Here is a 25,585-nt window from a genome sequence, read left to right as displayed (position 1 = left end):
GGGGACGGCCACTGCCCGCGTTTCCAAGCGGTGTTCCACAGCCGTCCCTGCATCTGCCTTCAGGAGTTCCCATGCGCTTGACCCAGATTATTGCCGCCGCAGCGATTGCGTTGGTTTCCACCTTTGTTGTCGCCGATGACGCCGCCGAACAAACCATTCGCAAGAGTTTGGCGGACCTGAAGCTCGACACCCCGATCGAAAGCATCAGCGCCAGCCCCATGGCCGGCCTGTATGAAGTCAAGCTCAAGGGCAGCCGTGTGCTGTACGCCAGTGCCGATGGCCAGTACATCGTCCAGGGCTACCTGTTCCAGCTTAAAGACGGCAAGCCGGTCAACCTGACCGAGAAGGCCGAGCGCCTGGGCGTGTCCAAGCTGATCAACGGCATTCCGGTGGCTGAGACCGTGGTTTACCCAGCCATTGGCGAGACCAAGACCCACATTACCGTGTTCACCGACACCACGTGCCCGTACTGCCACAAGCTGCACGCCGAGGTGCCTGCGCTGAACAAGGCCGGTATCGAAGTGCGCTACGTCGCGTTCCCGCGCCAGGGCCTGGGTTCGCCGGGTGACGAGCAACTGCAAGCCGTATGGTGTTCGGCCGACAAGAAATCGGCCATGGACAAAATGGTCGATGGCAAGGAAATCAAGGCGGCCAAATGTGCCAACCCGGTTTCCAAGCAGTTCGCCCTCGGCCAGTCGATTGGCGTGAACGGTACACCGGCCATCGTTTTGGCTGACGGCCAAGTGATTCCGGGCTACCAGCCGGCGCCACAAGTTGCCAAACTGGCACTGGGTGCGAAGTAAGCAGTCATCGTCGAGCCTTTGACGATCATGCCCCGTCGAACAGTCGACGGGGCATTAATTGAGAGCCGCAGTTGTGCGGCTGTTTACCACGGCCGACCTTGAGTCGGCCGTTTCATGGGGAGTTCTTCAGTGAAACCGGTCAAAGTAGGCATCTGTGGGTTAGGGACCGTCGGTGGCGGCACCTTGAACGTACTTCAGCGTAATGCTGAAGAAATTTCCCGCCGTGCAGGGCGTGGGATTGAAGTGGCGCAAATTGCCACGCGTACGCCAAAGCCTCAGTTCCAAACGACCGGTATTGCGATTACCAACGATGTCTTCGCCGTGGCCACCAACCCTGAAATCGATATCGTCATCGAGCTGGTTGGCGGTTATACCGTGGCCCGCGAGCTGGTGCTGCTGGCCATCGAAAACGGCAAGCACGTGGTCACCGCCAACAAGGCGCTGATCGCCGTACACGGCAACGAGATCTTCGCCAAGGCGCGTGAAAAGGGTGTGATTGTCGCGTTCGAAGCCGCCGTGGCCGGTGGCATCCCGGTGATCAAGGCGATCCGTGAAGGCCTGTCTGCCAACCGTATCAACTGGGTGGCCGGCATCATCAACGGCACCGGCAACTTCATCCTCACCGAAATGCGCGAGAAAGGCCGCACCTTCGAAGACGTGCTGGCCGAAGCTCAAGCCTTGGGTTACGCCGAAGCCGACCCGACCTTCGACGTAGAAGGCATCGACGCGGCGCACAAGCTGACCATTTTGGCGTCCATCGCCTTTGGCATTCCGCTGCAGTTCGACAAGGCCTACACCGAAGGCATCACCAAGCTCACCACCGCCGACGTGAACTACGCCGAAGCCCTGGGCTACCGCATCAAGCACCTAGGTGTGGCGCGCAGTACCCCGGCCGGTATCGAGTTGCGTGTACACCCGACGCTGATCCCGGCCGACCGCCTGATCGCCAACGTCAATGGCGTGATGAATGCCGTGATGGTCAACGGTGACGCCGCCGGCTCCACCCTGTTCTACGGCGCTGGCGCCGGCATGGAGCCGACCGCTTCGTCGGTGATCGCCGACCTGGTGGACGTGGTTCGCGCCATGACCAGCGACCCGGAAAACCGCGTGCCGCACCTGGCCTTCCAGCCGGATTCGCTGTCGGCCCACCCGATCCTGCCGATCGAAGCCTGTGAAAGCGCTTACTACCTGCGCATCCAGGCCAAGGATCACCCAGGCGTGTTGGCCCAAGTGGCCAGCATCCTCTCGGAGCGTGGCATCAACATCGAGTCGATCATGCAGAAGGAAGTCGAGGAACAAGACGGCCTGGTGCCGATGATCCTGCTGACCCACCGCGTGCTCGAGCAGCACATCAACGATGCCATTGCCGCGCTTGAAGCGTTGCAGGGCGTGGTTGGGCCGGTGGTGCGCATCCGTGTTGAACACCTGAACTAATCGTTTAGCGGCAAGGGCCCCACACGTTCGGCGGCCCTTGTTCAGAATGCTCTAGAGGAGCCAGTCATGCGTTATATCAGCACCCGCGGCCAGGCACCGGCCCTGAACTTCGAAGACGTTTTGCTCGCCGGCCTTGCCACTGACGGCGGCCTGTACGTGCCGGAAAACCTGCCACGTTTCACTCAGGAAGAGATCGCCTCGTGGGCCGGCCTGCCGTACCACGAACTGGCGTTCCGGGTGATGCGCCCGTTTGTTACCGGCAGCATTCCTGATGCGGACTTTAAAAAGATTCTGGAAGAAACGTATGGCGTGTTTTCCCACAACGCCATCGCACCCCTGCGTCAACTGAACGGCAATGAGTGGGTGCTGGAGCTGTTCCACGGCCCGACCCTGGCGTTCAAGGACTTCGCCCTGCAACTGCTCGGTCGCCTGCTCGACTACGTGCTGGAAAAACGCGGCGAGCGTGTGGTGATCATCGGTGCCACCTCCGGTGATACCGGCTCGGCGGCCATCGAAGGTTGCAAGCACTGCGAGAACGTCGACATCTTCATCCTGCACCCGTACAAGCGCGTGTCGGAGGTGCAGCGTCGCCAGATGACCACCATCTTCGGTGAGAACATCCACAACATCGCCATCGAAGGCAACTTCGATGACTGCCAGGAAATGGTCAAGAACAGCTTCGCTGACCAGAGCTTCCTCAAAGGTACGCGTTTGGTGGCGGTGAACTCGATCAACTGGGCGCGGATCATGGCCCAGATCGTCTACTACTTCCACGCCTCCCTGCAGTTGGGCGGCCCGGCGCGTTCGGTGTCGTTCTCGGTGCCGACCGGCAACTTTGGCGACATCTTCGCCGGTTACCTGGCGCGCAACATGGGCCTGCCGATCAACCAGTTGATCGTCGCCACCAACCGCAACGACATCCTGCACCGCTTCATGAGCGGCAACCAGTACGTCAAGGAAACCCTGCACGCCACGCTGTCGCCATCGATGGACATCATGGTCTCGTCGAACTTCGAACGCCTGCTGTTCGACATGCATGGTCGCAACGGCGCAGCCATTGCCGGCTTGATGGACACCTTCAAAAGCGGTGGCGGTTTCAGCGTTGATGAAGAGCGCTGGACCGAAACCCGCAAGCTGTTCGACTCCCTGGCCGTGGACGATGCGCAAACCTGCGAAACCATCGCCGAAGTCTATGCGCAGACCGGCGAGCTGCTCGACCCGCACACCGCTATCGGTGTGAAGGCAGCACGCGAATGCCGTCGCAGCCTGGACATCCCGATGGTGATTCTGGGCACCGCCCACCCGGTCAAATTCCCGGAAGCGGTGGAGAAGGCCGGCGTTGGCAAGGCGCTGGAGTTACCGCAGCACCTGGCTGACCTGTTCGAGCGCGAAGAGCGCTGCACCGTGCTGGCCAATGACCTGAAAGCTGTGCAGGCGTTTGTCAGCCAGCATGGCAATCGCGGCAAGCCACTCTGATTCATCAGTGGCTGCGCGGCAGATCAAGCCCGTCTTCGTGACGGGCTTTTTCATTCTGGCGGGCCATACTTGCGCAGGCGCTTAACCCGAACACTCAAGGAAACCCAATCGGTGCATGCAGTAATCCAATGGACGGTGCGTTTGGCGTGTGTGCTCTTGCTTGGCCAAGTGCCAATGGGCCTGGCCGCCGTCAGCCTGCCTTTCAAACTGGTGCCGGCGTTTATCCCGCTGGAGCCGTTGCCGCTGGCGCCGGCGCAGCAGCAGTGGCTGGCAGCCCATCGGACCTTGAAGGTGGGGATTTCCATTGATGACTATCAGCCGATTGATATCACCCGCGACCGCAATCGCTACCAGGGCATCAGTGCCGATTACCTGAGCCTGGTCGGTGCGCGCCTGGGTGTGTCGATGCAGGTGCTCGGTTTTGCCGAACGCGCCCAGGCGGTCGAGGCGTTGCGCAACGGTGCCATTGACATTCTCACCAGCGCCAATGGCTATGAGCGTGATGTACCCGGTTTGCAGTTTACCCGCGACTACATGCCCGACCGGTCGGTAGTAGTACTGTGTCGCGACGATAGCCAGGGCGACGATCTGACGGGCAAGAAGCTGGTGTTGCTCGATGGCTATGCCAACGTCAAGAACGTGCATGCCGCCTACCCCGGCAGCCACATCATGCTTGCGCCCGACCTCTACAGTGGGCTGGAGGCGCTCAATCAGGGCGACGCCGATGCGTTTATCGGCAACGAAGTCATCGTGCGCGCCTACAAGTCGCTGCGGCCTTACCTGAGGTTGCAGATCAAAGAAGAAAGTCGCTTGCCCCCGATCGGCTTCGCGTTTGCCACTCGCCAGGCCGACCCGTTGCTCGGTGCCATGATGGACAGCGCGCTGGCGAGCATCGATGAGTCGGTGCAGCGCGAAATTCTCGCGCGCTGGACCACCGGACTGGGTGTCGGTTTTGGTGTTGAGCGCATTGCGCTGTCGGCCTCGGAGCGGGCGTGGGTGTTGCAGCACCCGCATGTGGTGGTGGCGGCCCAGCAAATGTCGCCTTACGTGTTCAGGGACAAGGACGACCGCTGGGTGGGCTTGAACGTTGACCTGCTCAACCGGATTTCGCGCATGACCGGTTTACAGTTTGTCTTCGAGGAGGCGCATTCCACTGCGCAAACCCTGAGCTGGCTGGAAACGGGCAGGGCGGACATGAACACCACCTTGGCCGAGAATCAGGAGCGCCAGGCGCTGCTCAACTTCAGCCACAGTTTCGGTGGCTCTGGCTGGGTGTTTGTCGAGCCTGCTGATGCGGCGCCGCTGACCGGCCTGGATCAGTTGGCCGGCAAGGTGCTGGTGCTGCCGGCACGGCATGTACTTGAGCCCTACATTCGCCAGGCGTACCCGCAGATCAACCTGCGCTTGGTCACTGATTACACCCAGGCCCGTGATTGGGTAAGACGCGGCGAAGCGGCTGCCACGCTGCAGACAGAAGTGGAAGTGCAGAGTTACCCACAGGATGGCCTGCGCATTGGCCGCAGCGTCGATGGCAAGTGGTCGGCCAACAGCCTGTCGGTGCGCAAGGACCAGCCTGAACTGTTGAGCATTCTGAACAAGGCGCTGGAAGCCTTGCCGGTCGCCGAGCTGAGCGCCTTGCGCCTGCGCTGGATCGGCGCGGTGGCGATTCCGGTGCCGGCCTGGCAGCGTGTCCCTGCCTGGGCTTACTGGACGGTGGCCATGGCGATCCTGTTTGTGCTGGTGTCGCTGGTGTGGAACAGCCGGCTCAAGCGCCAGATCCACCAGCGGCTGGAGGCTGAACGTCGGCTCAATGACCAATTGGCCTTCAAGCGCGCCTTGCTCGACGGCATGCCCAACCCGCTATTCGTGCGCGACCTGGCCGGGCGCCTGGTGACCTGCAACAAAAGTTATGAACAGCAATTGGCAACTCGCCTTGAAAAGATCCAGGGCCTGACCTTGATGGAAAGCGCGGTGATGCCCGAACTCACCGCCGCGCGCCTGCATGCAGGCCATATGGTGCAACTGGCCACGCAACAACCGCTGTTTGTCGACCGGGAGCTGGAACTCAACGGCGGCAGCGTTCACGTGTACCAATGGACTGTGCCGTTCTTTGACGCCGAGAACCGTTTGCAGGGGTTGCTGGGTGGCTGGATCGACATCAACGAGCGCAAAGTCCTGGAGCATCAATTAATGGACGCGCGTCAGGCCGCCGACGAAGCGAACTACGCCAAAAGTGGCTTTCTCTCAACCCTGAGCCACGAGATTCGTACACCGATGAACGCCATCATCGGCTTGCTCGAACTGGAGCAGGAACGCAGCCTGGCAGCCGGCCAGCCGGTGTCCGACGCGTTGCAGGTAGCCCATCGCTCGGCCCGTGAGCTGATTGCGTTGATGGGCGACAGCCTGGACCTTGCCAAGATTGAGTCGGGCCATATGCAACTGGCACCGCAATCGACTGAGCTGAAGGGCTTTTTCGAAGGTATCCAGCGCTTGTTCGAGGCCACGGCGCAAAAAAAGGGCCTGCACCTGACCCTGGCGTTTGACCCGGCAGCCCAGGGTTATTACTGGTTTGACCCGCTGCGCTTGCGCCAAGTGATGCACAACCTTTTGGGCAATGCGCTCAAGTTTACTCAGCACGGCGGGGTGCGTATCAGTGTCGATTGCCGGCACGATGAGGCCGGCGCCGAATACCTGCACCTGTGCGTGGAAGACAGCGGTCCGGGGATTGGGGCCGATCAGCAAGCGAGGATGTTCAAGCCGTTTGTGCAGATGAGCGCTTCGACCGCGGCCGAGCATGGCGGCACTGGCCTGGGTTTGAGTATCTGCCAGCAGTTGGTGGAGTTGATGGGCGGTAGCATTCACCTCAACAGTGTCGTGGGCGCAGGTACGGTGGTGTGCATCGACCTGCACCTGGCGCGGATCAGCACTGACGACGTACCGGCACCCGTCGGTGCTTCATTGCCGCCTGCCGGTCGCAGCCTGTCGGTGCTGGTGGTCGATGATCTGGCGGCCAACCGTCTGGTACTGGTGCAGCAGTTGGAGTTCCTCGGCCATCAAGTGGTCGCCGTCGATTCAGCGCAGGGCGCGTTGCAGGCATGGTCGCAGCAACGCTTTGACGTGCTGGTCACCGATTGCCAGATGCCGGGCATGTCCGGCTATGAGCTGAGCCAGGCGATCCGACGGATTGAAGCCACTGAGCAGTTACCGCGTTGCGCAGTGATCGGTTGCACCGCGAATGCCATGCAGGATGAACAACAGCGTGGCAACGAAGTCGGCATGGATGAGCTGTTGGTCAAGCCGATCACGTTGCAGCGCTGGGCTCAGGTGCTGGCAGAACGGGCGGCGCCACGCTCTTTTGATATCCAGACCCTGCGCACCATGACCCAGGCTGAAGGGCCGGTGCTGCACAGCATGCTGCAAGAGTTGGCCAGGAGCCTGGACCGCGAGCATGAAGTGATGGAGGTGGCCTTGGTCGAGCAAGACATGGCGCGCTTGAATGCTGCGTTGCATCGGCTCAAGGGCATTTGCTCTCTGGTCGATGCGCTGCCGCTGGCCAAGGCGTGCATGGCCCTGGAGAGCTGCGCACGTGAGGCGCGCGGCAGCGAACTTGAGGCGCCGTGGTCAAGGTTGTCCCAGGCGTTGATGGTGTTCCGTCGCGACCTGCAACCCTACCTGGACGCTCGCATTTAGGGTCATGGCTTTCAGCTGTTTGGCTAATCCCCCTCATTCGAGGACGAACCCTTTCACTGTGGCAAGCCTGCTCGCCACAGGTTGCCTTTTGCCGGTTCCATTTCTCAATTGCCTTACTTGACTGCGTCAGCCCAAAGACCTTGAACGGCATAACGTTTAGGACACGTCCTATGGGGCGCCCTGCAGCTTTTGGTTACTGTGCCGGTCTTTGCCCGCTGCCGACAGAGTTGCCCATGCGTTCCCTCAAAGTGCTGATCCTTGAAGACAACCCGTTTCAACTGATGGCACTGCACCAGATGCTCAATGCCAACGGCGTGTTCAACGTACTCACCGCCGAAACGGTCGACGCCGCCCGCCAGTCCCTGGACAGTGCCGGCCCGGTGGACATTGCCATTTGCGATCTGTACCTGGAGCAGGGCGATGGCCTGGAGTTGATCCGCGAACTGGCCGAGCGCAGCCTGGCCCAGGTGCTGATCCTGCTCAGCAATGCCGAACCGGACGTGCTCGAAGGCGTGGCCAATATGGCGCGGCAACAGGGGCTGAATGTGCTGGCGTGCTTGCCCAAGCCGGCGTCGGCCAAGCTGGTCGGGCAAGTGTTGACGGATTGCCAGGCGCGCTTGCGTGCGGGGCCGCCGGTGACCTCATGGGCGCGGGTGCGTCATCTGCTCGACCTGAACGAGCGCGAGCCGTTGCCACCCTCGGCGGACGTCAGCCAGGCCAGCATCGCGCGCTGTGGCCGGGTTTGGTATCAGCCTATCGTCAGCCAGGCCGGCGTGCTGCAACGGGTCGAGGCCCTGGCCCGTTGGCAATCTAATGAAAATGAGCTGCTGTTGCCTGACGACTTTTTGCCGGTGCTGGAGTTTGCCGGCATGGAAGAGGCCTTCACTTGGCACGTACTGGAGCAGGCACTGGGCCTGGCTGGCCAGGTCATGGGCCAGACCGGGCAACTGCTGCCTGTAGCGGTGAATATTCCCGGGCGCATGCTGGAGCGACCGCACTTTCCCCAAGTACTGCAAGGCCTGCTGCAACTGCACGGCGTGCCGGCCCATGGGCTGACCCTGGAGTTGGTGGAGACCTCACGGTTAAAAACCGACAGTGCCCACCTCACCGGGCTGCTGCGCTTGCGGATGATGGGGTGCAAGTTGTCCATTGGTGATTTCGGCGTCGGCGGCACCAGCCTGCAGAGCCTGCTGGCGTTGCCCTTCACTGAGCTGAAGATCCCTCCGGTGTTTGCCAGTGGCATGGCCGAGGATGATCGCAAGGCTGCCGTGGTGGCGGGTGCCATGAGCATGGCTGCGCACTTGGGCATTGGCGTGGTGGTGACCGGGGTGGAAAGCGCCGCCGATTACCATGCCGTTGGAGAATTGGGCGCGGCCTGGCTGCAAGGCTGTTTTATCGCGCGGCCAATGGAGGTCGAGGCGCTCAAGCAATGGATCGCGTTTCAGGCTATGCCAGTCCGTGTTCCTGCACATAGATAAACAGCGCGGCATCGTTGCCCAGGCCCAGCTTGCGCATGGCGCTGACCTTGTGCGCGCTGACCGTCTGCTTGCTGCGATGCAGTTGCGCGGCGATCTCGCCCACCGCCAACCCGGCAGCCAACAGGCGGATCACCTCCAGTTCCCGAGGTGACAGCTGTTGCTGCGACTGCAGGTGGTCAGCGCCGACTTCGCCGGCAAGGCTCAGTGCCTGGCGAATGGCGTGGGCCACATAAGGACGCCCTTGCCGCACGTGGTGAATTGCTTGCGGCAGCTCATCGGCCAAGCTGGCCTTGCTCAGCAGGCCCATGACCCCCAGTTTCAGAATGGAATGAAACAAGCCGGCGTTATTGAGCATGGTCACCACCACAATCGGCAGTTCGGGATGGTGCCGACGCAGCTGTTCTATCAGGCGCAGCCCGTCGGCCTGAGGCTCGGCGGGCATCATGAAGTCGGTCACCAGCACATCACAGGCACAGGTGTTCAGCTGTTCAATCAGGGCTTGGGGCGAATTGGCCTCGGCGACGATGCGTACCCGTTCGTCACGCTCCAACACGGCGCGCAAACCAATCAGAAAAATCGGGTGGTCGTCGGCGAGGACGATGCGCAGTGGCGCTTCAGACGCGGCTTTCAAGGCAGGCTCCCAGGATAATCCAGGGATTCTAGCCTGTTGGAGGTTGTTTTCTCTCTGTCATCTTTGCCGTGCATGCTCGGTTGACTCGGGCAGACGACGATACAAAAGGTCGAACTTTCTGCTGCGGGCACGGGTCACTTGAATGTCAGCACCTTGGTGACATTTTTGTTTTTCGAACTTTATTCGAATGATTGAGTGGTGATCGAGATGGAAAGTATCAGCCTATTGCTCGAAGAAGCACTGAGCCCTTATCAGGTTACGTTGACCACCTCGGGTGTGCAGGGCGAGTGCCTGGTGACCGTGAAGAACCCGGCTGGCGCTATTGTCGTCGAGCGGGAAGTCGATCGCGCGCAATTGACCGATAAGCGCGTGCTGGTGGATGTGGTCGATTGCCTGCTGCGCGACCTTAAAATCGCCGAAGGGCGCCTGGAACCCTCGGTTATCGCCGCCTTGCGCAACGCCGCACAGACTCGCGGCAGCGTGATCGCATGAAGAATTGTTTAATTGGCGAAACTTCCTACGCCATGCCCGGTCAGATTTTTTAACGGCAAGAGCAAACATTGTGCTCCGGTGTTTGTGGCTTGTTGTACTGGTCTTTGTAGGCCACGTTTAACCCCGAAGTGTCTCCCCACTCTTCGGGGTTTCTTTTTGCCTGGGATTTGCCTCGCTGAGGGTCAGGTCTCGGTGCTCAGGGCTCGGGAGAGTCTAGGAAGAAACTCGGGTTGTGCGACAAATACTGTTCACGCATCACTGGGTCCAGCCACGAGGCGTAGGACTGTTGCACCTGCTCCAGTGGAATCTCGCCCAATGCCTGATCGATTCGCTGCATGGCCTGGCGACCTTGCGGCGTGTTGGAGCAAGCGATATGCGTGCGTTGGTAAGGCGCTGAGCCCTTGATGGGAAAGAACAGCAGGTCGTGGGCCGCAATTCCCTGTTGCTGGGCGTGATAGCGGATTTCCGGCGGGTAACCCAGCACCGCCTCCAGCCGCCCCAGGCGCTGCATCTGCAACAGGCTGCCAAGGGCGTCATTGCCGTAATGCAGGGCCAGGGTGTGCGGGTCGGCGTGCTTTAGCTGTTCATCGACGGCGGGGCCGTAACTGCGTTCGGCCGTGGCGCCAATGCGCGCCGTATGGGATTTGAGAAAGGCTTGCAGGTCAAACTGACCCTCGACGATATAGGGCGCCATGGCCGCCTGGTGGCTGCGCTGGATCGTCACCCCATTGCTGACCGTCACGAATGCCTGGGCGGAAAACACCACGTACTGGGCGCGCTCCGGCGTCCACAGCAGCGATGGGTCACAGGTCAGGGATTGAGCACGCAACATTTGAATGCCGCGCGCGCGGTTGACGTGCATCACTTGATGACGATACTCCGGCAGGTGCTCCATGAGCATCGGCAACAGTTGGTCGAGTGCGCCCTGGTTTTTTTGCGGGCCTTCGAAGATGGTCATTGGCGGCAGGTCGCGCAGCAGCCAGGTCAGTGTGTCCTCGGCCTGAGCCGAGAGCGACCAGCCGCCGAGCAGCGTGCTTACAAGGAGCAGGCGGACGTACGGGCGAACCATCAGATCGCGCCATCCTCACGCAAACGGGTGATGGCGGCGGCGTCGTAACCCAGCTCATTGAGCACCGTGCTGTTGTGCTCCCCTAACTGCGGCCCAACCCATTCGCAACTGCCCGGCGTCTCGGAGAGCTTGGGCACGATGCCTGGCATCTTGAAGTCCTTGCCACCTGGCAGCTGCGCCTTGAGGAACATTTCCCGGGCCAGAAACTGCGGGTCGCCGAGCATGTCTTCGGCGCTGTAGATACGGCTGGCGGGTACTTCGGCCTTGTTCAGTTGCTCGACCACTTGCTCCAGCGGCAGCGAGTTGACCCACCGATCAATCACCCCGTAAAGCTCGTCACGGCGGCTGTCGCGCCCGTCATTGCTGGCCAGGGCCGGGTCATTGGCCAAATCGTCGCGGCCGATGGCGCTCATGAAGCGCTTGAAGATGGCATCGCCATTGGCGCCGATCTGCACATGCTTGCCGTCAGCGCTGGTATGAATCGAGGAAGGCGTGATGCCGGGCATGATGTTGCCGGTGCGCTCGCGGATAAACCCGAACACGTCGAACTCCGGGATCATGCTTTCCATCATCGCGAAGATGGCTTCGTACAGCGCCACATCCACCACTTGGCCGAGCCCGCCGTTGACCTCACGGTGACGCAACGCCATCAGCGCGCCGATCACCGCCCACAGAGCCGCGATGGAGTCGCCGATGGAAATCCCGGTGCGCACCGGCGGGCGATCTTCAAAGCCTGTGATGTAGCGCAGACCGCCCATGGACTCGCCCACCGCGCCAAAGCCCGGCTGGTCTTTCATCGGGCCGGTCTGGCCGAAACCGGAGAGGCGCACCATCACCAGCTTGGGGTTCAGCGCGTGCAGGGTTTCCCAGCTCAAACCGAGTTTTTCCAGCACGCCGGGGCGGAAGTTTTCGATCAGGATGTCGGCGTCCGCCAGCAGCTGTTTAAGAATCGCCAGGCCATCCGGGTGCTTGAGGTTCAGGGTCAGCGACTTTTTATTGCGCGCCTGCACAAACCACCACAGCGACGTGCCTTCGTACAGCTTGCGCCACTTGCGCAGCGGGTCGCCGCCATCGGGGGATTCGACCTTGATCACCTCGGCACCGAATTCGGCGCAGATACGTGAGGCAAACGGTCCGGCGATCAGGGTGCCCAGTTCGATGACTTTCAGGCCGGCGAGCGGTTTGGCATTAAACGACATGAGGATCCTTAGCAAGCAGGGGCGGTGGTGTCATGCCTTTTAACATAGGCGAGCGGCCCAGGGATAAGCATGATGCAGCGCAGTATTCGTTCAATGGCTGCCCCATCGGTTAGACTGGCGACCTTTCCCTGTCTTTAGAAGCCCGTTCATGGCCCAGCCGTCCACGACCTACAAATTTGAACTGAACCTCACCGACCTCGATCGCTCGGTGTACGAGAGCGTCAAGCAGACCATCGCCCGCCACCCTTCGGAAACCGAAGAACGTATGACCGTGCGGCTGCTGGCCTACGCCCTTTGGTACAACGAGCAGTTGGCGTTCGGGCGTGGCCTGTCAGATGTAGACGAGCCAGCCCTGTGGGAAAAAAGCCTGGATGATCGGGTTCTGCACTGGATTGAAGTCGGCCAGCCCGACGCCGACCGCTTGACCTGGTGCTCACGCCGCACCGAGCGCACCAGCCTGCTGGCCTATGGCAGCCTGCGCGTATGGGAAGGCAAAGTGGTGCCGGTGGCCAAGAACCTCAAGAACGTCCACATCGCCGCCGTGCCGCAGGAAGTCCTCGAGACCCTGGCCAAGGACATGCCGCGCGTGATCAAGTGGGACGTGATGATCAGCGAAGGCACTATTTTTGTGACTGACGACCGTGGCCAGCATGAAGTGCAGCTGGAGTGGCTGGTCGGCGAACGCGGCTAAAAAGTAAAACTGTGAAAAGCTGGCTTCTGTGGGAGCTGGCTTGCCTGCGATAGCATCACCGCGGTATGTCTGATGGACCGAGGTGCCTGCATCGCAGGCAAGCCAGCTCCCACACAAGCCAGCTAGACAAACAGGTTCCAGCGTTGATCTGTGTTGATTGCTCAATTGTCGTTTAACCGTTGTATCTGAAGAGAAGCTTCCGTTACCCCATGCGTATCGATCCTCGCCCGTTGCCCGCTGTCCTGCCGTTTCTCGGTGAATTGCCACCGCTGTTGACCCGTCTCTACGCCGCACGCGGGGTGCAGTCGGAGGCTGAGCTGGACAAGAGCCTGGCGCGGTTGATTCCCTACCAGCAACTCAAGGGCATCGACGCGGCGGTAGACCTGCTGGTGACGGCCCTGGAGCAGCGCCAGCGCATCCTCATCGTCGGTGACTTCGACGCCGATGGCGCCACGGCCAGTACCGTGGGCACGTTGGGCCTGCGTTTGCTCGGTGCGGCGCATGTCGATTACCTGGTGCCCAACCGTTTCGAATACGGCTACGGGCTTACTCCGGAAATCGTCGCTGTGGCGCTGCAGCGCGAGCCGCAGCTGCTGATCACCGTGGATAACGGCATCTCCAGCGTTGAAGGCGTGGCGGCGGCGAAGGCCGCCGGGTTGCAGGTATTGGTCACTGACCACCACTTGCCGGGTGATGAATTGCCGGCGGCGGATGCCATTGTCAACCCGAACCAGCCTGGCTGCGAGTTCCCCAGCAAGGCGTTGGCCGGCGTGGGTGTGATCTTTTACGTGCTGATGGCCCTGCGCGCGCGGTTGCGCAGCCTGGGCTGGTACGACAACAAACCCCAGCCAAATATTGGCGAACTGCTTGATCTGGTCGCCTTGGGCAGCGTCGCTGACGTGGTGCCGCTGGATGCCAACAACCGCATTCTGGTGCATCAGGGCCTGGAGCGTATTCGTGCCGGGCGTGCGCGGCCGGGGATCAAGGCGATTCTCGAAGTGGCCAAGCGCGATGCGGCGCGTATCACCTCCACCGACCTCGGTTTTATCCTCGGGCCACGCCTCAATGCGGCCGGGCGTCTGGATGATATGAGCCTGGGCATCGAATGCCTGCTCACCAGCGACGTGGCGGCGGCGCGGGAAATGGCCGCGCAGCTGGACGGCATGAACCAGGACCGCAAATCCATCGAACAAGGCATGCAGCGCGAGGCCCTGGCCCAGCTCAAGGACTTGCCCGTGGAGTCGATGCCTTACGGCTTGTGCCTGTTCGACCCTGAATGGCACCAAGGTGTGATCGGTATTCTGGCCTCGCGTATGAAAGAGCGGTATTTCCGCCCGACCATCGCCTTCGCCGATGCCGGTGACGGCCTGCTCAAGGGCTCGGGGCGCTCTGTGCAGGGTTTTCACATCCGTGATGCCCTCGCGGTGGTCGCCAGCCAGCATCCCAACCTGATCTCCAAATACGGCGGCCATGCCATGGCCGCCGGCCTGACCTTGCCCGAGGAAAACTTCCCGCTGTTTGCCGAAGCCTTTGATGCCGAAGTGCGCCGGCAGCTGCGTGAAGAAGACCTCACCGGTCGCCTGCTGACGGACGGCACGTTGGCGGTGGAAGAGTTTCACCTCGAGTTGGCGCGCGCACTGCGCCATGCCGGGCCATGGGGCCAGCACTTTCCCGAGCCGTTGTTTCACGGTGTGTTTCAGTTGGTTGAACAGCGTGTGGTTGGCGAGCGGCACCTTAAAGTGGTGCTCAAGAGCGAATGCGGGTCAGTGAAGCTCGACGGCATTGCGTTTGGTGTGGACCGTGAGGTGTGGCCGAACCCGACGGTGCGTTGGGTGGAATTGGCCTACAAGCTGGATGTGAACGAGTTTCGTGGCAATGAGACTGTGCAGTTGATGATTGCGCATATCGAACCGCGCTGAGTCTGGGCCACACCACAAAACAATTGTGGGAGCTGGCTTGTTGTGGGAGCTGGCTTGCCTGCGATGCAGACGCCTCGGTCTATCAGACATACCGAGGCGTCTGCATCGCAGGCAAGCCAGCTCCCACAGAGGTGCCCACGTTCAGCTTTGTGGGCAGCCTTGGATTACTCGGCTTTGTCTTTAGCCTGGTGCTTCACAATGATATCCACCAAGCGCTGAGCCAGCGCCGGGTAGTTCTCATCAAAGTGATGCCCGCCCGGCAGCTTCACTGCCTCGCCCACAGCCGTGGTATCGGTGCAGCCACTCTCGTTGACTTCTTCAGCACCGTAGATGCACACCACTTTGTCCGCCGGCAGCTTGGCCATTTCCGGGCCGGTGGCGGCTTCTTTGCCGGCGTTGCCCAGCCAGCCTTCCACTTCGATTTCAAAGCTGCCGGTGCGTGCAAAGGCGAGCAGGATAATGGCGTCGACACGCTGCTGTTCGCTTTCCGGCATGCGGTTGTAGATCGCCGGCAGTACGTCGGCGCCGAATGAATAACCGGTCAGCACGAAGCGCTTGGTGCCCCACTTCTGGCGGTAGTGCTGCATCAGCTCGGTGAGGTCTTTGGCGCTTTGTTCCGGGGTCTTGTGCTGCCAGTAGTAGCGCAAGGTGTCGATGCCGACCACCGGGTAGCCGATCTTGGCCATTTCACCGGCCACATCGCGGTCCAGGTCACGCCAGCCGCCATCACCGGAGAGGAACAAGGTAACGGTGTCCTTGGCTTGGCCAGCCGGTACTTCGACCACCGGAATCGCCAGGCCGCCGTTGTCCGAACCGACCAATTGCTTGCGCAGTTCGTTGTTCAGTACTTGTGGGTAGTGAATGTCGTAGTCGCTGATGCTGGTAGTCGCGCGCGGTGTATCGCGTACGAAACTGGCGCTTTCATCGTCAGGGTTATCGTTCCACGCCACCAGCCAATTGCCATGGGCAGAGGTCTTCGGCAGTGGGTCCTTGCAACCTTCCTGAACCAGGGCGAAGCCGACGGAGATGGCGTTGGCCTTGTCGTCGTTCTGTGTGGCCAGCCAGCGCCAGGCGAGCGCGGCGCCAGGGCCGATGCCGCTGACCAGCGTCGCCGGGCCTTTAAGCTGGGCCAGGGCGCTTTGCAGGGCTTGTTCCTGCAACTTGCAGTCATCTTTTGGCAGGATCACCTGAACGATTTGCGCCGAGCCGCCCTGGCTCAGGGCAATCAGTTGGCTGTCGCTCAAGGTCTCATCGGCCATTACAGCCACGGCCACGCGGGCCTTGGCCGAGCCGTTAGGCGTCACACGGGTCATCACCGAACCGTCGGCCTGGGGCAGTTGTTCCAGGATCGGTTGCGGGGCAGGGCGGTTCCAGTACCAAAAGCCACCCGCCGCGATCAGCGCGAGCAGCACTACTAAGGCCAATACATACCGCCAGGAGCGTCGAATCATCAGCGTTTCACCAATCCAGTCAAGCCGCCCGCAATCAGGGCGGCGGTATCGGCCAGTGCCACCAGCGGATCAAGTCCTGCGGGCACGGCCATATAACGGGGTTCCCAGTCAGGCTGGAACTTGTCTTTGAAGCGGCGCAAACCTTGGAAGTTATACAGTTGCTCGCCGCGGCGGAACACCATCGAGCCCAGGCGTTGGGTCAGCGGCGCACCACGGCGCGGTTGCAGGCCCGACAACGGCACCATGCCGAGGCTGAAGCGGGCGTAGTCATGGTTCTTATAATGTTGAATCAGGCCAACCATCATGAATTCCATGGTCAGCTTCGGCGCGTCCGGGTGCGCACGCATCAGGTCGAGACTGGCCAGGTCATGGTTGTAGGTCTCGAGCAGGTTGGCGAAGGCTACCGGGCGCCCTTCGAAGCGAATGATCGCGATGCGAAAGTGCTTGAGGTAGTCGTCACTGAAACGTCCGAGGGAGAAGCCCTTTTCCCGCACGTTCTTGCCGGTCAGCCACGCATCGGAAATGACTTTGAGCTCATCCATCGGCGCCTGGCCCGGGTCGCAGATCTCCAGGGACAGGCCGTCCCGGGTGCCACGGTTCCAGGTGTAGCGCAGGTCCTTCATCTCTTTGCCCTTGGCTTCCAGGTCAAAGCGTTTGAGGTCGACGCGGGCTTCTTCGCCCAGCTTGATCGCGGTGAGGCCAATGTCCATGTAGTACGGCAGGTTCTCGGCGCGTACTTGATAGAACACTGGGCGCGCGTGATGGATATCGCACAGGTCGCGGAACTGCCAGATCATCTCCGCGCGGGGCTGAGTCGGGCCGATCGGGTCGTACAGGGCCACCAGGCTGCGCCCGCGACGGGCGTACATCAGGAAGGCTTCATCGTTGGGGTGGAACAGCAACGCCTTGTCGCCGGTCAGCGCCAGGCCGCCGTCGGGTTGCGAGGAGGCCATCAGGATCTTGGTGGCACGCTCCAGCTCATCCGGTGTCGGCAAGTGAATGACCGGGCGCGCAGTGCGCAACAGCCAGGTCAACGACACGATCACCAGCAACACCGCCGCACCCAGCAATGAACGCAGGCCCCGTGGGGCGTTGGCGTCCAGGGTGAACTGCCACCACAGCTGATGGCTGTACGGCACGTCTTGATAGGCAAACAGCAGCAGCCAGATCGAGGCGCCCAGCACACAGACACTGGCCACCAGGTACAGCGGCGAGAACGGCAGCTCAGTCAGGCGGCTGGCGCGGTAAAACGAGCGACGGAAGATCGCCAGCAGCACCGCCGTCATGATCATCAGGCTGGCTTCTTCCCAGTCGAAGCCTTTGAGCAGCGAGAGCAGGGCGCCGGTCAGCAGCAGCACCATGGTCAGCATCCAGGCCGCCGACAAACGTCGACGCAGGCCTTGGGCGAGCAGCAGGCACAACACGCCGATCAGGCTGGCACCGAAGTGCGAGGCATCAATCAGGCGGTGGGGAATCAGGAAGCCGATGTTTTCCAGGCGTGAGTCGATTTCCGGCGTGGCGCCGGAAAACAGCAGGACCACGCCGGACAAAAAAACCAGTACGGCCAGCACCGGCGCCGCCAGGCCCGAAGCAACCCGCAGGCTTTGCTGGGTCTGGAACAGACGCTGGGCTTCGTTGACCAACAGGAAGATACAGGCGATCAGCAGCGGCAGAACCACGTAGATCATCCGGTACAACAGCAGGGCGGCGGCCAATGGCGCGGCGCCGAGTTTATCGGCAAACGCGGCCAGCAGAATTGCCTCGAACACGCCCACGCCACCCGGCACATGGCTGAGTACACCGGCAGCCAGGGCCAGCAAATACACCAGCAGGAACGGGCCGAACGGCGGCGCTTCCGGCAGCAACATATAAAGGACGGTGGCGGCAGCGGCCACATCCAGCGCGGTGATGATCAGTTGCAGGAAGGTCAGGCGGCGGCCCGGCAGGCGCAGCGTGCGACGCCCGGCCTTGACCAGCAGGTTGTCCGGGTAAGGTTGTTCCGGCAGGCGCCGGCGATAAATACCGATGCACAGTGCGACTGACAGCAGCAATACCGCGCCGGCGATGCCACCGAGCAAACCTTGGGACAAATGCAGGTAGGTCGAGGCCGCGGGCAAGTTGCTCAAGGTGGCCAGTGCGGCCAACGGCGGCAGGGCGGTACCCAAGGCCAGGCTGGCAAACACGGTCATGTGCGCCACTTCCGAGGCACCGATGCCATGGCGTGCATATAAACGGTAGCGTACTGAACCGCCCGAAAGCATCGACAACCCAATGGCATTGCCGATGGCAAAGGCGGTGAAGCCACCCATGGCCAGGGTCTTGGCCGGCAGCTTCACGCCGGCATAACGTGCGCCGGAGAATTCGTAGCCCAATAGAATGATGAAACCTGCGACCGCGGCGGCAAATGCGCCGAGCAAGGCAGGCTTGGGCACTTCCAGGATCGAGTCGTGGAGCGCGTAAAGGTCCAGTTCCAGCAGCAAGTGTCGGCAGGCGATCAGGGCGATAGCGAACAGCAACAGGGTGACGGCCAGCCCAATGGGTTGACGGTATTTGCTCAACAGATCCAGCCATCGCAAACGGGTGGGAGTGATCGGTTGTTCCGCTGTGACGGTGTCTTGTGGTTCAGACGAGTTGGCGCGCATCAATCACCTCGTGGATTGTGCGCGACAGGATGGAGGTATCCAGCCAAGTTACCAATCCCTATGGACAAAATAATTACAAATATTAACGCTTATCGTCGGGGGCGGCGACAGCGGCCAATTGGTCGTAGAGGGTCGAGCTTGAGCACTGAGCATAGCTTGCAATGACATGGACTCTGCAAACCGAATACGGTTTCATGAAAGATGCCATACCATTGTTTCAGAAGAACTTTTTCACCGGATACAAAAAAGGCCACTCTTTCGAGTAGCCTTTTTTGATGTTTGGTTGCGGGAGCCGGATTTGAACCGACGACCTTCGGGTTATGAGCCCGACGAGCTACCAGACTGCTCCATCCCGCGTCTGTGGGCGGCATTCTACAGCCCAACGGCGAGGTGTCAACCGTTAATAGTCTGATGGGTCAAATAAGTGGAAATTAGTCACTCCACAGCCACCTTGTGCGGTAAGTGCAGGGTGGGCAACGTTTTTTCTGTCTTACAATTTTCATACAGGGCTAAAACAGGCACGCACAAAAAAGGCCACTCTTTCGAGTAGCCTTTTTTGATGTTTGGTTGCGGGAGCCGGATTTGAACCGACGACCTTCGGGTTATGAGCCCGACGAGCTACCAGACTGCTCCATCCCGCGTCTGTGTGTCGGCATTCTACAGAGGAACGCAGGTGTGTCAACCTGTGAATTGAAGAAAAGCGCTTGTGGTTCAAGCGGTTAGCTCTCCAAAGTGGGCTTCAAACGGCCTCGGGGCCAGTCTGGCCAAGGGTTTTGGCTCTATTGGTGGGTAGATTTCGATTGAGAAAATAAATTCATCTGGGAAATTTCCTACCGCTCAAACGGCAGATTCAAACTACTGGTGCTATATACAGGAGTGAGTGCGATACTGGCCGCCCGTTGGATTACACCCTCTGTTTATATGACGCAGCGCAAAATCATCCACGTCGACTGTGATTGCTTCTACGCCGCCATCGAGATGCGCGACGACCCGAGCCTGGCGCAAAAGCCACTGGCGGTCGGCGGCTCGGCAGACAGGCGAGGGGTGATTGCAACCTGTAACTATGAGGCGCGGGCCTATGGCGTGCGCTCGGCCATGTCATCGCGCCACGCCTTGAAGCTGTGCCCGGACCTGACCATCGTCAAGCCGCGCATGGATGCTTATAAAGAAGCGTCGAAGGAAATCCAGACGATCTTTCGCGACTACACCGACCTGATCGAGCCGTTGTCGCTGGACGAAGCTTACCTGGATGTCTCCGACAGCCCGCATTTTGGCGGCAGTGCCACGCGCATCGCCCAGGACATCCGCCGGCGCGTCTCCAACCAGTTGCACATCACCGTGTCGGCCGGCGTGGCGCCGAACAAGTTTCTGGCCAAGATCGCCAGCGACTGGAAAAAACCCAACGGCCTGTTTGTGATCACCCCGGATCAGGTCGAAGACTTTGTGTCGCAGTTGCCAGTGAAAAAGCTGCACGGTGTCGGCAAGGTCACCGCCGACAAGCTGGCGCGCCTGGGCATCGAAGACTGCCTGCAACTGCGCGAGTGGAACAAGCTGGCGCTGGTGCGTGAATTCGGCAGTTTTGGCGAGCGGCTCTGGGGCCTGGCTCGTGGGATTGATGACCGTGTGGTGCAGAACGACAGCCGCCGACAATCGATCAGTGTGGAAAATACCTACGACGTGGACCTGCCGGATCTCTCAAGTTGCCTGGCGAAGCTGCCTGAGCTGATGGAAACCCTGGCAGGGCGCATGGCGCGTATAGACAGTAGCTACCGCGCGGGCAAGCCGTTCGTTAAGGTGAAGTTTCATGACTTTACCCAGACGACGCTGGAGCAGGCCGGGGCAGGGCGGGATCTGGAGAGTTATCAACAGCTGTTGACCCAGGCGTTTAACCGGGGCGGGAAGCCGGTGCGGTTGTTGGGGATTGGGGTGCGGTTGCTGGACCTGAGCAGCGGTAACGAGCAGCTTCAATTTCCCTGGTAGAAACCGGATCAAAAAAATGTGGGAGCTGGCTTGCCTGCGATAGCGCAGTGTCAGTCACTGATGTTGTGACTAATACACCGCTATCGCAGGCAAGCCAGCTCCCACATTTTGATTTTTATCCAGCCTGAAGTCTCAGCGTGCCCCAGGATCTGCGACGAGTCTTCCCGCATCCTTGGTCAGCGCCTGCAGAAACTCCTGCTGCAACTCCGGATCATTGCGCGTCAATTCGATCAGGCTTTGTTCCAGCTCGCTGGCTTCTTCCTCCAGGCCCAGCTCCGACAGGCGCTTGACCCGGTGCACCCATTGGTTCACTTCGTCATCTTCCAAGTCGTCGTAGATCAGGCCATGGGCTTCGAGCAACTTGCCGCGCAGGGTGTTGCTGATCGCCAGGGTCGAGTCGGAATGCACATCGTCCTGGCCATCTTCCACGCTGATCTTCAAGGTGCTGACGCGGTTCAGGTCCTGCTCGGCAAATGGGCTGTCCAACAGGTTCAGGCGCAGTACGCCATCGCGGTCGGTGGTCAGCTCATGGGTCTGCTTGCCGGCGGTAACTTGCACCGGGCGCTCGCTCCAGGGAAGGCTCGAATACTCCGTGCGCTTGTCGCGCTGCACTTCATCGATACCCGCCAGGTTCTGTTGCGCACGGCCGTGGGATTGCACGTTCATGAACGGGTTGATGCCGTCCACGCCGTAGCTCAGCCAGTCACGCGTCATGCTGGTGGGCAGGTTGCCGAGGGCGAAGATATTCACCACGTTGGCGCCCGCGCCCGCTACCAGTGCAACGGCACCCAAAGGCATCTCATAGAGTTTGCGCCAGGGCTGGTAGGGGGTGTAGCGATCGTAACGGCGGGTGACTTCGAACTCGGTGACCTCAAAGGTCTTCTGCTCGTGAATGCGAACCCGGCGTTGCGGTAGTTCCAGCACTTTGGGTTCGCCTACATCGATTTGCAGGCTGTGATCGAGCAACTTTCGCTCGACCCGCTCCTCGTGCTCGCTGCGTTGCGACATTTGATTGGCGCAGCCGCTGACCAGCAGGGCGCCGCACAAGGCGGCGCCCCCCAGGGCTCTGGTGTTTCGCTTGAACATGACTTCTCTTGATCTGGTTTTCAGCGACGAATACGCGCCTGAAGGAAAGACAGCACGTCAGCCACCGGCAACGGTTGGGCTTCGGCTTCGGTCCGGCTCTTGTATTCCAGATTGCCATCCGCCAGGCCGCGGTCACTGACCACGATACGGTGCGGGATGCCAATCAGTTCCATGTCGGCGAACTTGATGCCCGGGCTGGTTTTCTTGTCTCGGTCATCGAGCAGCACTTCAAAACCGGCAGCCGTCAGTTCGGCATACAGTTTGTCGGTGGCTTCGCGCACTTGCTCGTTGTCGTAGCGCAGCGGTACCAGGGCGATCTGGAACGGTGCCAGGGCGTCGCTCCAGATGATGCCTTTCTCGTCGTTGTTCTGCTCGATGGCAGCGGCAACCACGCGCGATACGCCAATGCCGTAGCAGCCCATGTCCAGGGTGATCGGCTTGCCGTTCTCGCCCAGCACTTCGCACTTCATCGCCTTGCTGTACTTGTTGCCCAACTGGAAGATGTGCCCGACTTCGATGCCGCGCTTGATTTCCAGGGTGCCCTTGCCATCCGGGCTTGGGTCACCGGCCACCACGTTACGCAGGTCGGCCACGGTCGGAACCGGCAAGTCACGCTCCCAGTTCACGCCGAAGTAGTGCTTGTCATCAATGTTGGCGCCGATACCGAAGTCGCTCATCAGCTCGACCGAACGGTCGATGATGATCGGCAACGGCAGGTTCAGCGGGCCCAGCGAACCAGCACCGGCGCCAATGGCGTCGCGCAGTTCGGCATCGGTGGCCATGACCAGCGGGCTGGCCACGCCAGGTTGCTGGGCAGCCTTGATTTCGTTGAGTTCGTGGTCGCCACGGATCACCAGGGCGATCAGCTTGCCTTCTTCTTCGGCGCGCACGATCAGGGTCTTGATGGTCTTTTCAATCGGCAGATTGAATTTTTCCACCAGGGCCGCGATGGTCTTGGTCTCTGGCGTGTCCACCAGGCGCAGTTCTTCAGCCGGTGCGGCGCGGGACGTTTCCCGTGGCACGGCTTCGGCTTTCTCGATGTTCGCCGCGTAGTCGGAACCGTTGCTGAACACGATATCGTCTTCGCCGGACTCGGCCAGCACGTGGAACTCGTGGGAGCCGGCGCCGCCGATGGAGCCGTTGTCCGCTTCAACCGGACGGAACTTCAGGCCCAGGCGCGTGAACACGTTGCAGTAGGCGGTGTGCATGCGGTCGTAGGTGGCCTGCAGGGACGCCTGGTCGGCGTGGAACGAGTAGGCGTCTTTCATGATGAATTCGCGGCCGCGCATCAAACCGAAGCGTGGGCGAATTTCGTCACGGAACTTGGTCTGGATCTGATACAGGTTCAACGGCAGCTGCTTGTAGCTGCTCAACTCGTTGCGCATCAGGTCAGTGATCACTTCTTCATGGGTCGGGCCGGCGCAGAAATCGCGGCCATGACGGTCCTTGAAGCGCAGCAACTCAGGGCCGTACTCTTCCCAGCGCCCGGATTCCTGCCACAGCTCAGCCGGTTGGGTGCTCGGCATCAACACTTCCAGAGAGCCGGCGGCGTTCATTTCTTCGCGAACGATGGCTTCGACCTTGCGCATCACCTTCAAGCCCATGGGCAGCCAGGTGTACAGGCCGGAGGCCAGTTTGCGGATCATGCCGGCGCGCAGCATCAGCTGATGGCTGATCACAACCGCGTCGGAAGGCGTTTCTTTCTGTGTGGCGAGCAAATATTGACTGGTACGCATGGTAGGCCGTTGTCGGTTGCTTGGACTTGAAATGACTTGGGATTGTACGGGCGGTTGTCGCTGGAGTACAGGCGTGAGGTCGTGGCGGTGTTTCTGGTGGAGTAGAGCGTGTGTGGGAGCTGGCTTGCTATGGAGAGGGCGCTTGCTGTGGCGAGGGAGCTTGCTTCCGTTTGACTGCGCAGCAGTCACCGGCATTTTGGGGGCGCTTCGCACCCCAGCGCAAGCAAGCTTGCTCGCCACAACCAGCCAGCTCCCACATTGGCTGAGGTGGGTCAGTCTTCTGCGGGAGGATTCAACCGCGCCCGTCGGCTTTCCTGAAACCAGTGCAGCGCAATCAGGAACAGCGTCGGCACACCCAGCAGGCAAGTGATGATGAAGAAGTTGTGATAACCGAACTTCTCTACCATCACGCCCGAGTAGCCACCAATCAGGCGCGGCAGCAACAGCATGATCGAGCTGAGCAGCGCGTATTGGGTGGCGGAGAACTTGAGGTTGGTCAGGCTCGACAGGTAGGCGACAAACGCCGAAGTGGCCAGGCCCGAACTGAAGTTATCCAGGGAGATGGTGAAGATCAGCATCTGCAGGTCCGGGCCCATGTCGGCAAGCATCACGAACAGCAGGTTGGTGGCCGCCGAGGCAATGCCGCCGATAAACAGGATCGGCAAGATGCCGAAGCGCACAATCAACAGGCCGCCCATACCGGCGCCGAGCAGGGTCATGATCAGGCCGAAGATCTTGCTGACCCCGGCGATCTGGTCCTTGGTAAAGCCCTGGTCGATGTAGAACACGTTGGCCATCACGCCCATTACCGTGTCGGACATGCGATAGGTCGCAATCAGCCCGAGCAGCAGCAGCGCCTGCCAGCGATACCGCAGGATAAAGTCGTTGACCGGCGTCAGCACCGGTGCCAAACCCCGGCGGCCCATGGCCGAGAGGCACAGGGTAGTGAGGATGATGTACAGGATGGCGCGCAGGAACGCGCGATCTTCCATCAGCAGCTCCCACAGGCTCACGCCGTGGAACAGCACGCTGGCGAAATCGGTGTTGTACAACTGGGTGAACATCGCCGGGACCGACACCAACAGCACGATCAGCACAAAGACCGAGACAAGCTGATGCGCAAAGCTGTAGCGCCCGGCCTGCAATTGGGTGCGCAGTGGCACATCGGGTTCACGCATGAAGAAGGTGGTCAGCAGTGCCGGGATCATCAGCACGCCGAACAGCACGTAAGTACCGGTCCAGGCCGAGTGTTTATAGTTGAAGCCGGTGGAACCGAAACCTTCGGCAAAGAACAGCGCGCCGGCGGTGGCCAGCAGTGCGGCGATGCGATAGCCGGACATATAGCTGGCAGCCAGCGCGGCCTGGCGGCTGTCGTCGGCTATTTCCAGGCGATAGGCGTCTACCGCAATGTCTTGGGTGGCGGAGGCAAAGGCTACGATAACGGCAATGGCGATCAGCCAGGACAAGTGCTTTTGCGGGTCGCAGAAACCCATGCCGATCAACCCGAGGATCACCAGCGTCTGGGCAAGTACCAGCCAGGAGCGACGTCGTCCCAGTTTGCCGAGCAGCGGCAGGCGCCATTGGTCGAGCAGCGGCGACCAGACCCATTTAAACGCATAGGCCAGGCCGATCAGGCTCGCATAGCCGATGGTCTCGCGGGCCACACCGGCCTCGCGCAACCACACAGATAGCGTCGAAAACACCAACATGTAAGGCAAGCCGGCGGCGAAGCCGAGCAACAACAGGACTAACGTCGAAGGGCTGGCATAGGCGGCGAGCGCGGCGCGCCAGGTTTTACGGGGCATGGG

General features: G+C 60.8%; 17 protein-coding genes and 2 tRNA genes. 9 read left to right on the top strand and 10 right to left on the bottom strand.

What is annotated here, in order from left to right; genetic code table 11:
* The first annotated feature begins 71 nt into the window (after nucleotides 1–71).
* The 5 genes from GIW48_RS04955 to GIW48_RS04935 all read left to right on the top strand — a co-directional run bounded on the left by GIW48_RS04955 (nucleotide 72) and on the right by GIW48_RS04935 (nucleotide 8,881).
* Complete coding sequence (locus GIW48_RS04955; protein WP_017139728.1) at nucleotides 72–803, top strand: thioredoxin fold domain-containing protein; 732 nt, start codon at nucleotides 72–74, stop codon at nucleotides 801–803.
* Between the two features lie 129 nt (nucleotides 804–932).
* Complete coding sequence (locus GIW48_RS04950; RefSeq protein ID WP_017139729.1) at nucleotides 933–2,237, top strand: homoserine dehydrogenase; 1,305 nt, start codon at nucleotides 933–935, stop codon at nucleotides 2,235–2,237.
* Nucleotides 2,238–2,303: 66 nt separating this feature from the next.
* On the top strand, nucleotides 2,304–3,713 hold the full coding sequence (thrC, locus tag GIW48_RS04945; protein ID WP_236460761.1) for a threonine synthase: 1,410 nt from the start codon (nucleotides 2,304–2,306) through the stop codon (nucleotides 3,711–3,713).
* A gap of 111 nt (nucleotides 3,714–3,824) precedes the next feature.
* A complete protein-coding gene (locus GIW48_RS04940) occupies nucleotides 3,825–7,403 on the top strand; it encodes a transporter substrate-binding domain-containing protein (protein WP_236460763.1) in 3,579 nt (1,192 codons plus the stop codon).
* Nucleotides 7,404–7,636: 233 nt separating this feature from the next.
* Complete coding sequence (locus GIW48_RS04935; RefSeq protein WP_236460764.1) at nucleotides 7,637–8,881, top strand: EAL domain-containing response regulator; 1,245 nt, start codon at nucleotides 7,637–7,639, stop codon at nucleotides 8,879–8,881.
* Here the strand turns inward: GIW48_RS04935 and GIW48_RS04930 are convergent.
* Nucleotides 8,850–9,512, bottom strand: coding sequence for a response regulator transcription factor (locus GIW48_RS04930; protein ID WP_017139733.1), 663 nt, complete (start codon nucleotides 9,510–9,512; stop codon nucleotides 8,850–8,852). The genes GIW48_RS04935 and GIW48_RS04930 overlap by 32 nt on opposite strands.
* A gap of 207 nt (nucleotides 9,513–9,719) precedes the next feature.
* Between GIW48_RS04930 and GIW48_RS04925 the strand changes: the two genes are divergently transcribed.
* Nucleotides 9,720–10,004 carry a DUF3509 domain-containing protein gene (locus GIW48_RS04925; protein ID WP_026013896.1) on the top strand — a complete coding sequence of 95 codons (285 nt, stop codon included), beginning with the start codon at nucleotides 9,720–9,722 and terminating at the stop codon, nucleotides 10,002–10,004.
* A gap of 196 nt (nucleotides 10,005–10,200) precedes the next feature.
* On the opposite strand, the gene GIW48_RS04920 is transcribed toward GIW48_RS04925, so the two are convergent.
* Entirely contained in the window at nucleotides 10,201–11,073 is an 873-nt protein-coding gene (locus GIW48_RS04920; protein WP_236460765.1) for a TIGR02285 family protein, read from the bottom strand.
* Nucleotides 11,073–12,272 (bottom strand): CaiB/BaiF CoA transferase family protein, encoded by a 1,200-nt coding sequence (locus GIW48_RS04915; protein ID WP_099549356.1) that lies wholly within the window; start codon nucleotides 12,270–12,272, stop codon nucleotides 11,073–11,075. Before GIW48_RS04915 ends, GIW48_RS04920 begins: the two co-directional genes overlap by 1 nt.
* A 148-nt stretch (nucleotides 12,273–12,420) precedes the next feature.
* Here GIW48_RS04915 and GIW48_RS04910 point away from each other — a divergent pair, with 148 nt between their 5' ends.
* Both GIW48_RS04910 and recJ read left to right on the top strand, forming a co-directional pair.
* Nucleotides 12,421–12,963, top strand: coding sequence for a YaeQ family protein (locus GIW48_RS04910; RefSeq protein WP_099549357.1), 543 nt, complete (start codon nucleotides 12,421–12,423; stop codon nucleotides 12,961–12,963).
* 209 nt (nucleotides 12,964–13,172) lie between these two features.
* A complete protein-coding gene (recJ, locus tag GIW48_RS04905; RefSeq protein ID WP_236460766.1) occupies nucleotides 13,173–14,882 on the top strand; it encodes a single-stranded-DNA-specific exonuclease RecJ in 1,710 nt (569 codons plus the stop codon).
* Between the two features lie 164 nt (nucleotides 14,883–15,046).
* Here the strand turns inward: recJ and GIW48_RS04900 are convergent, their stop codons facing one another.
* From GIW48_RS04900 to GIW48_RS04885, 4 genes are all read right to left on the bottom strand, one after another.
* Nucleotides 15,047–16,333 (bottom strand): virulence factor family protein, encoded by a 1,287-nt coding sequence (locus GIW48_RS04900; RefSeq protein ID WP_138452077.1) that lies wholly within the window; start codon nucleotides 16,331–16,333, stop codon nucleotides 15,047–15,049.
* A complete protein-coding gene (gene mprF / locus GIW48_RS04895) occupies nucleotides 16,333–18,975 on the bottom strand; it encodes a bifunctional lysylphosphatidylglycerol flippase/synthetase MprF (protein ID WP_017139740.1) in 2,643 nt (880 codons plus the stop codon). Before mprF ends, GIW48_RS04900 begins: the two co-directional genes overlap by 1 nt.
* A gap of 280 nt (nucleotides 18,976–19,255) precedes the next feature.
* Nucleotides 19,256–19,332 (bottom strand) — tRNA-Met (locus GIW48_RS04890).
* Nucleotides 19,333–19,539: 207 nt separating this feature from the next.
* Nucleotides 19,540–19,616 (bottom strand) — tRNA-Met (locus GIW48_RS04885).
* A 280-nt stretch (nucleotides 19,617–19,896) separates the two neighbouring features.
* Between GIW48_RS04885 and dinB the strand changes: the two genes are divergently transcribed.
* Entirely contained in the window at nucleotides 19,897–20,955 is a 1,059-nt protein-coding gene (gene dinB, locus GIW48_RS04880; protein WP_099549358.1) for a DNA polymerase IV, read from the top strand.
* A gap of 132 nt (nucleotides 20,956–21,087) precedes the next feature.
* Here dinB and GIW48_RS04875 read toward each other — a convergent pair whose 3' ends face one another.
* The 3 genes from GIW48_RS04875 to GIW48_RS04865 form a co-directional block, all read right to left on the bottom strand.
* Entirely contained in the window at nucleotides 21,088–22,041 is a 954-nt protein-coding gene (locus tag GIW48_RS04875) for a hypothetical protein (protein ID WP_017139742.1), read from the bottom strand.
* A gap of 20 nt (nucleotides 22,042–22,061) precedes the next feature.
* Complete coding sequence (locus tag GIW48_RS04870) at nucleotides 22,062–23,777, bottom strand: proline--tRNA ligase (RefSeq protein WP_017139743.1); 1,716 nt, start codon at nucleotides 23,775–23,777, stop codon at nucleotides 22,062–22,064.
* 272 nt (nucleotides 23,778–24,049) lie between these two features.
* Nucleotides 24,050–25,582: an AmpG family muropeptide MFS transporter gene (locus tag GIW48_RS04865; RefSeq protein ID WP_017139744.1), complete on the bottom strand. Its 1,533-nt coding sequence runs from the start codon at nucleotides 25,580–25,582 to the stop codon at nucleotides 24,050–24,052.
* Between the last annotated feature and the right edge of the window lie 3 nt (nucleotides 25,583–25,585).

Source organism: Pseudomonas sp. PA-6-3C (assembly GCF_021605825.1).
Taxonomy (GTDB): domain Bacteria; phylum Pseudomonadota; class Gammaproteobacteria; order Pseudomonadales; family Pseudomonadaceae; genus Aquipseudomonas; species Aquipseudomonas edaphica.
This window is presented reverse-complemented; position numbering and strand designations above follow the sequence as displayed.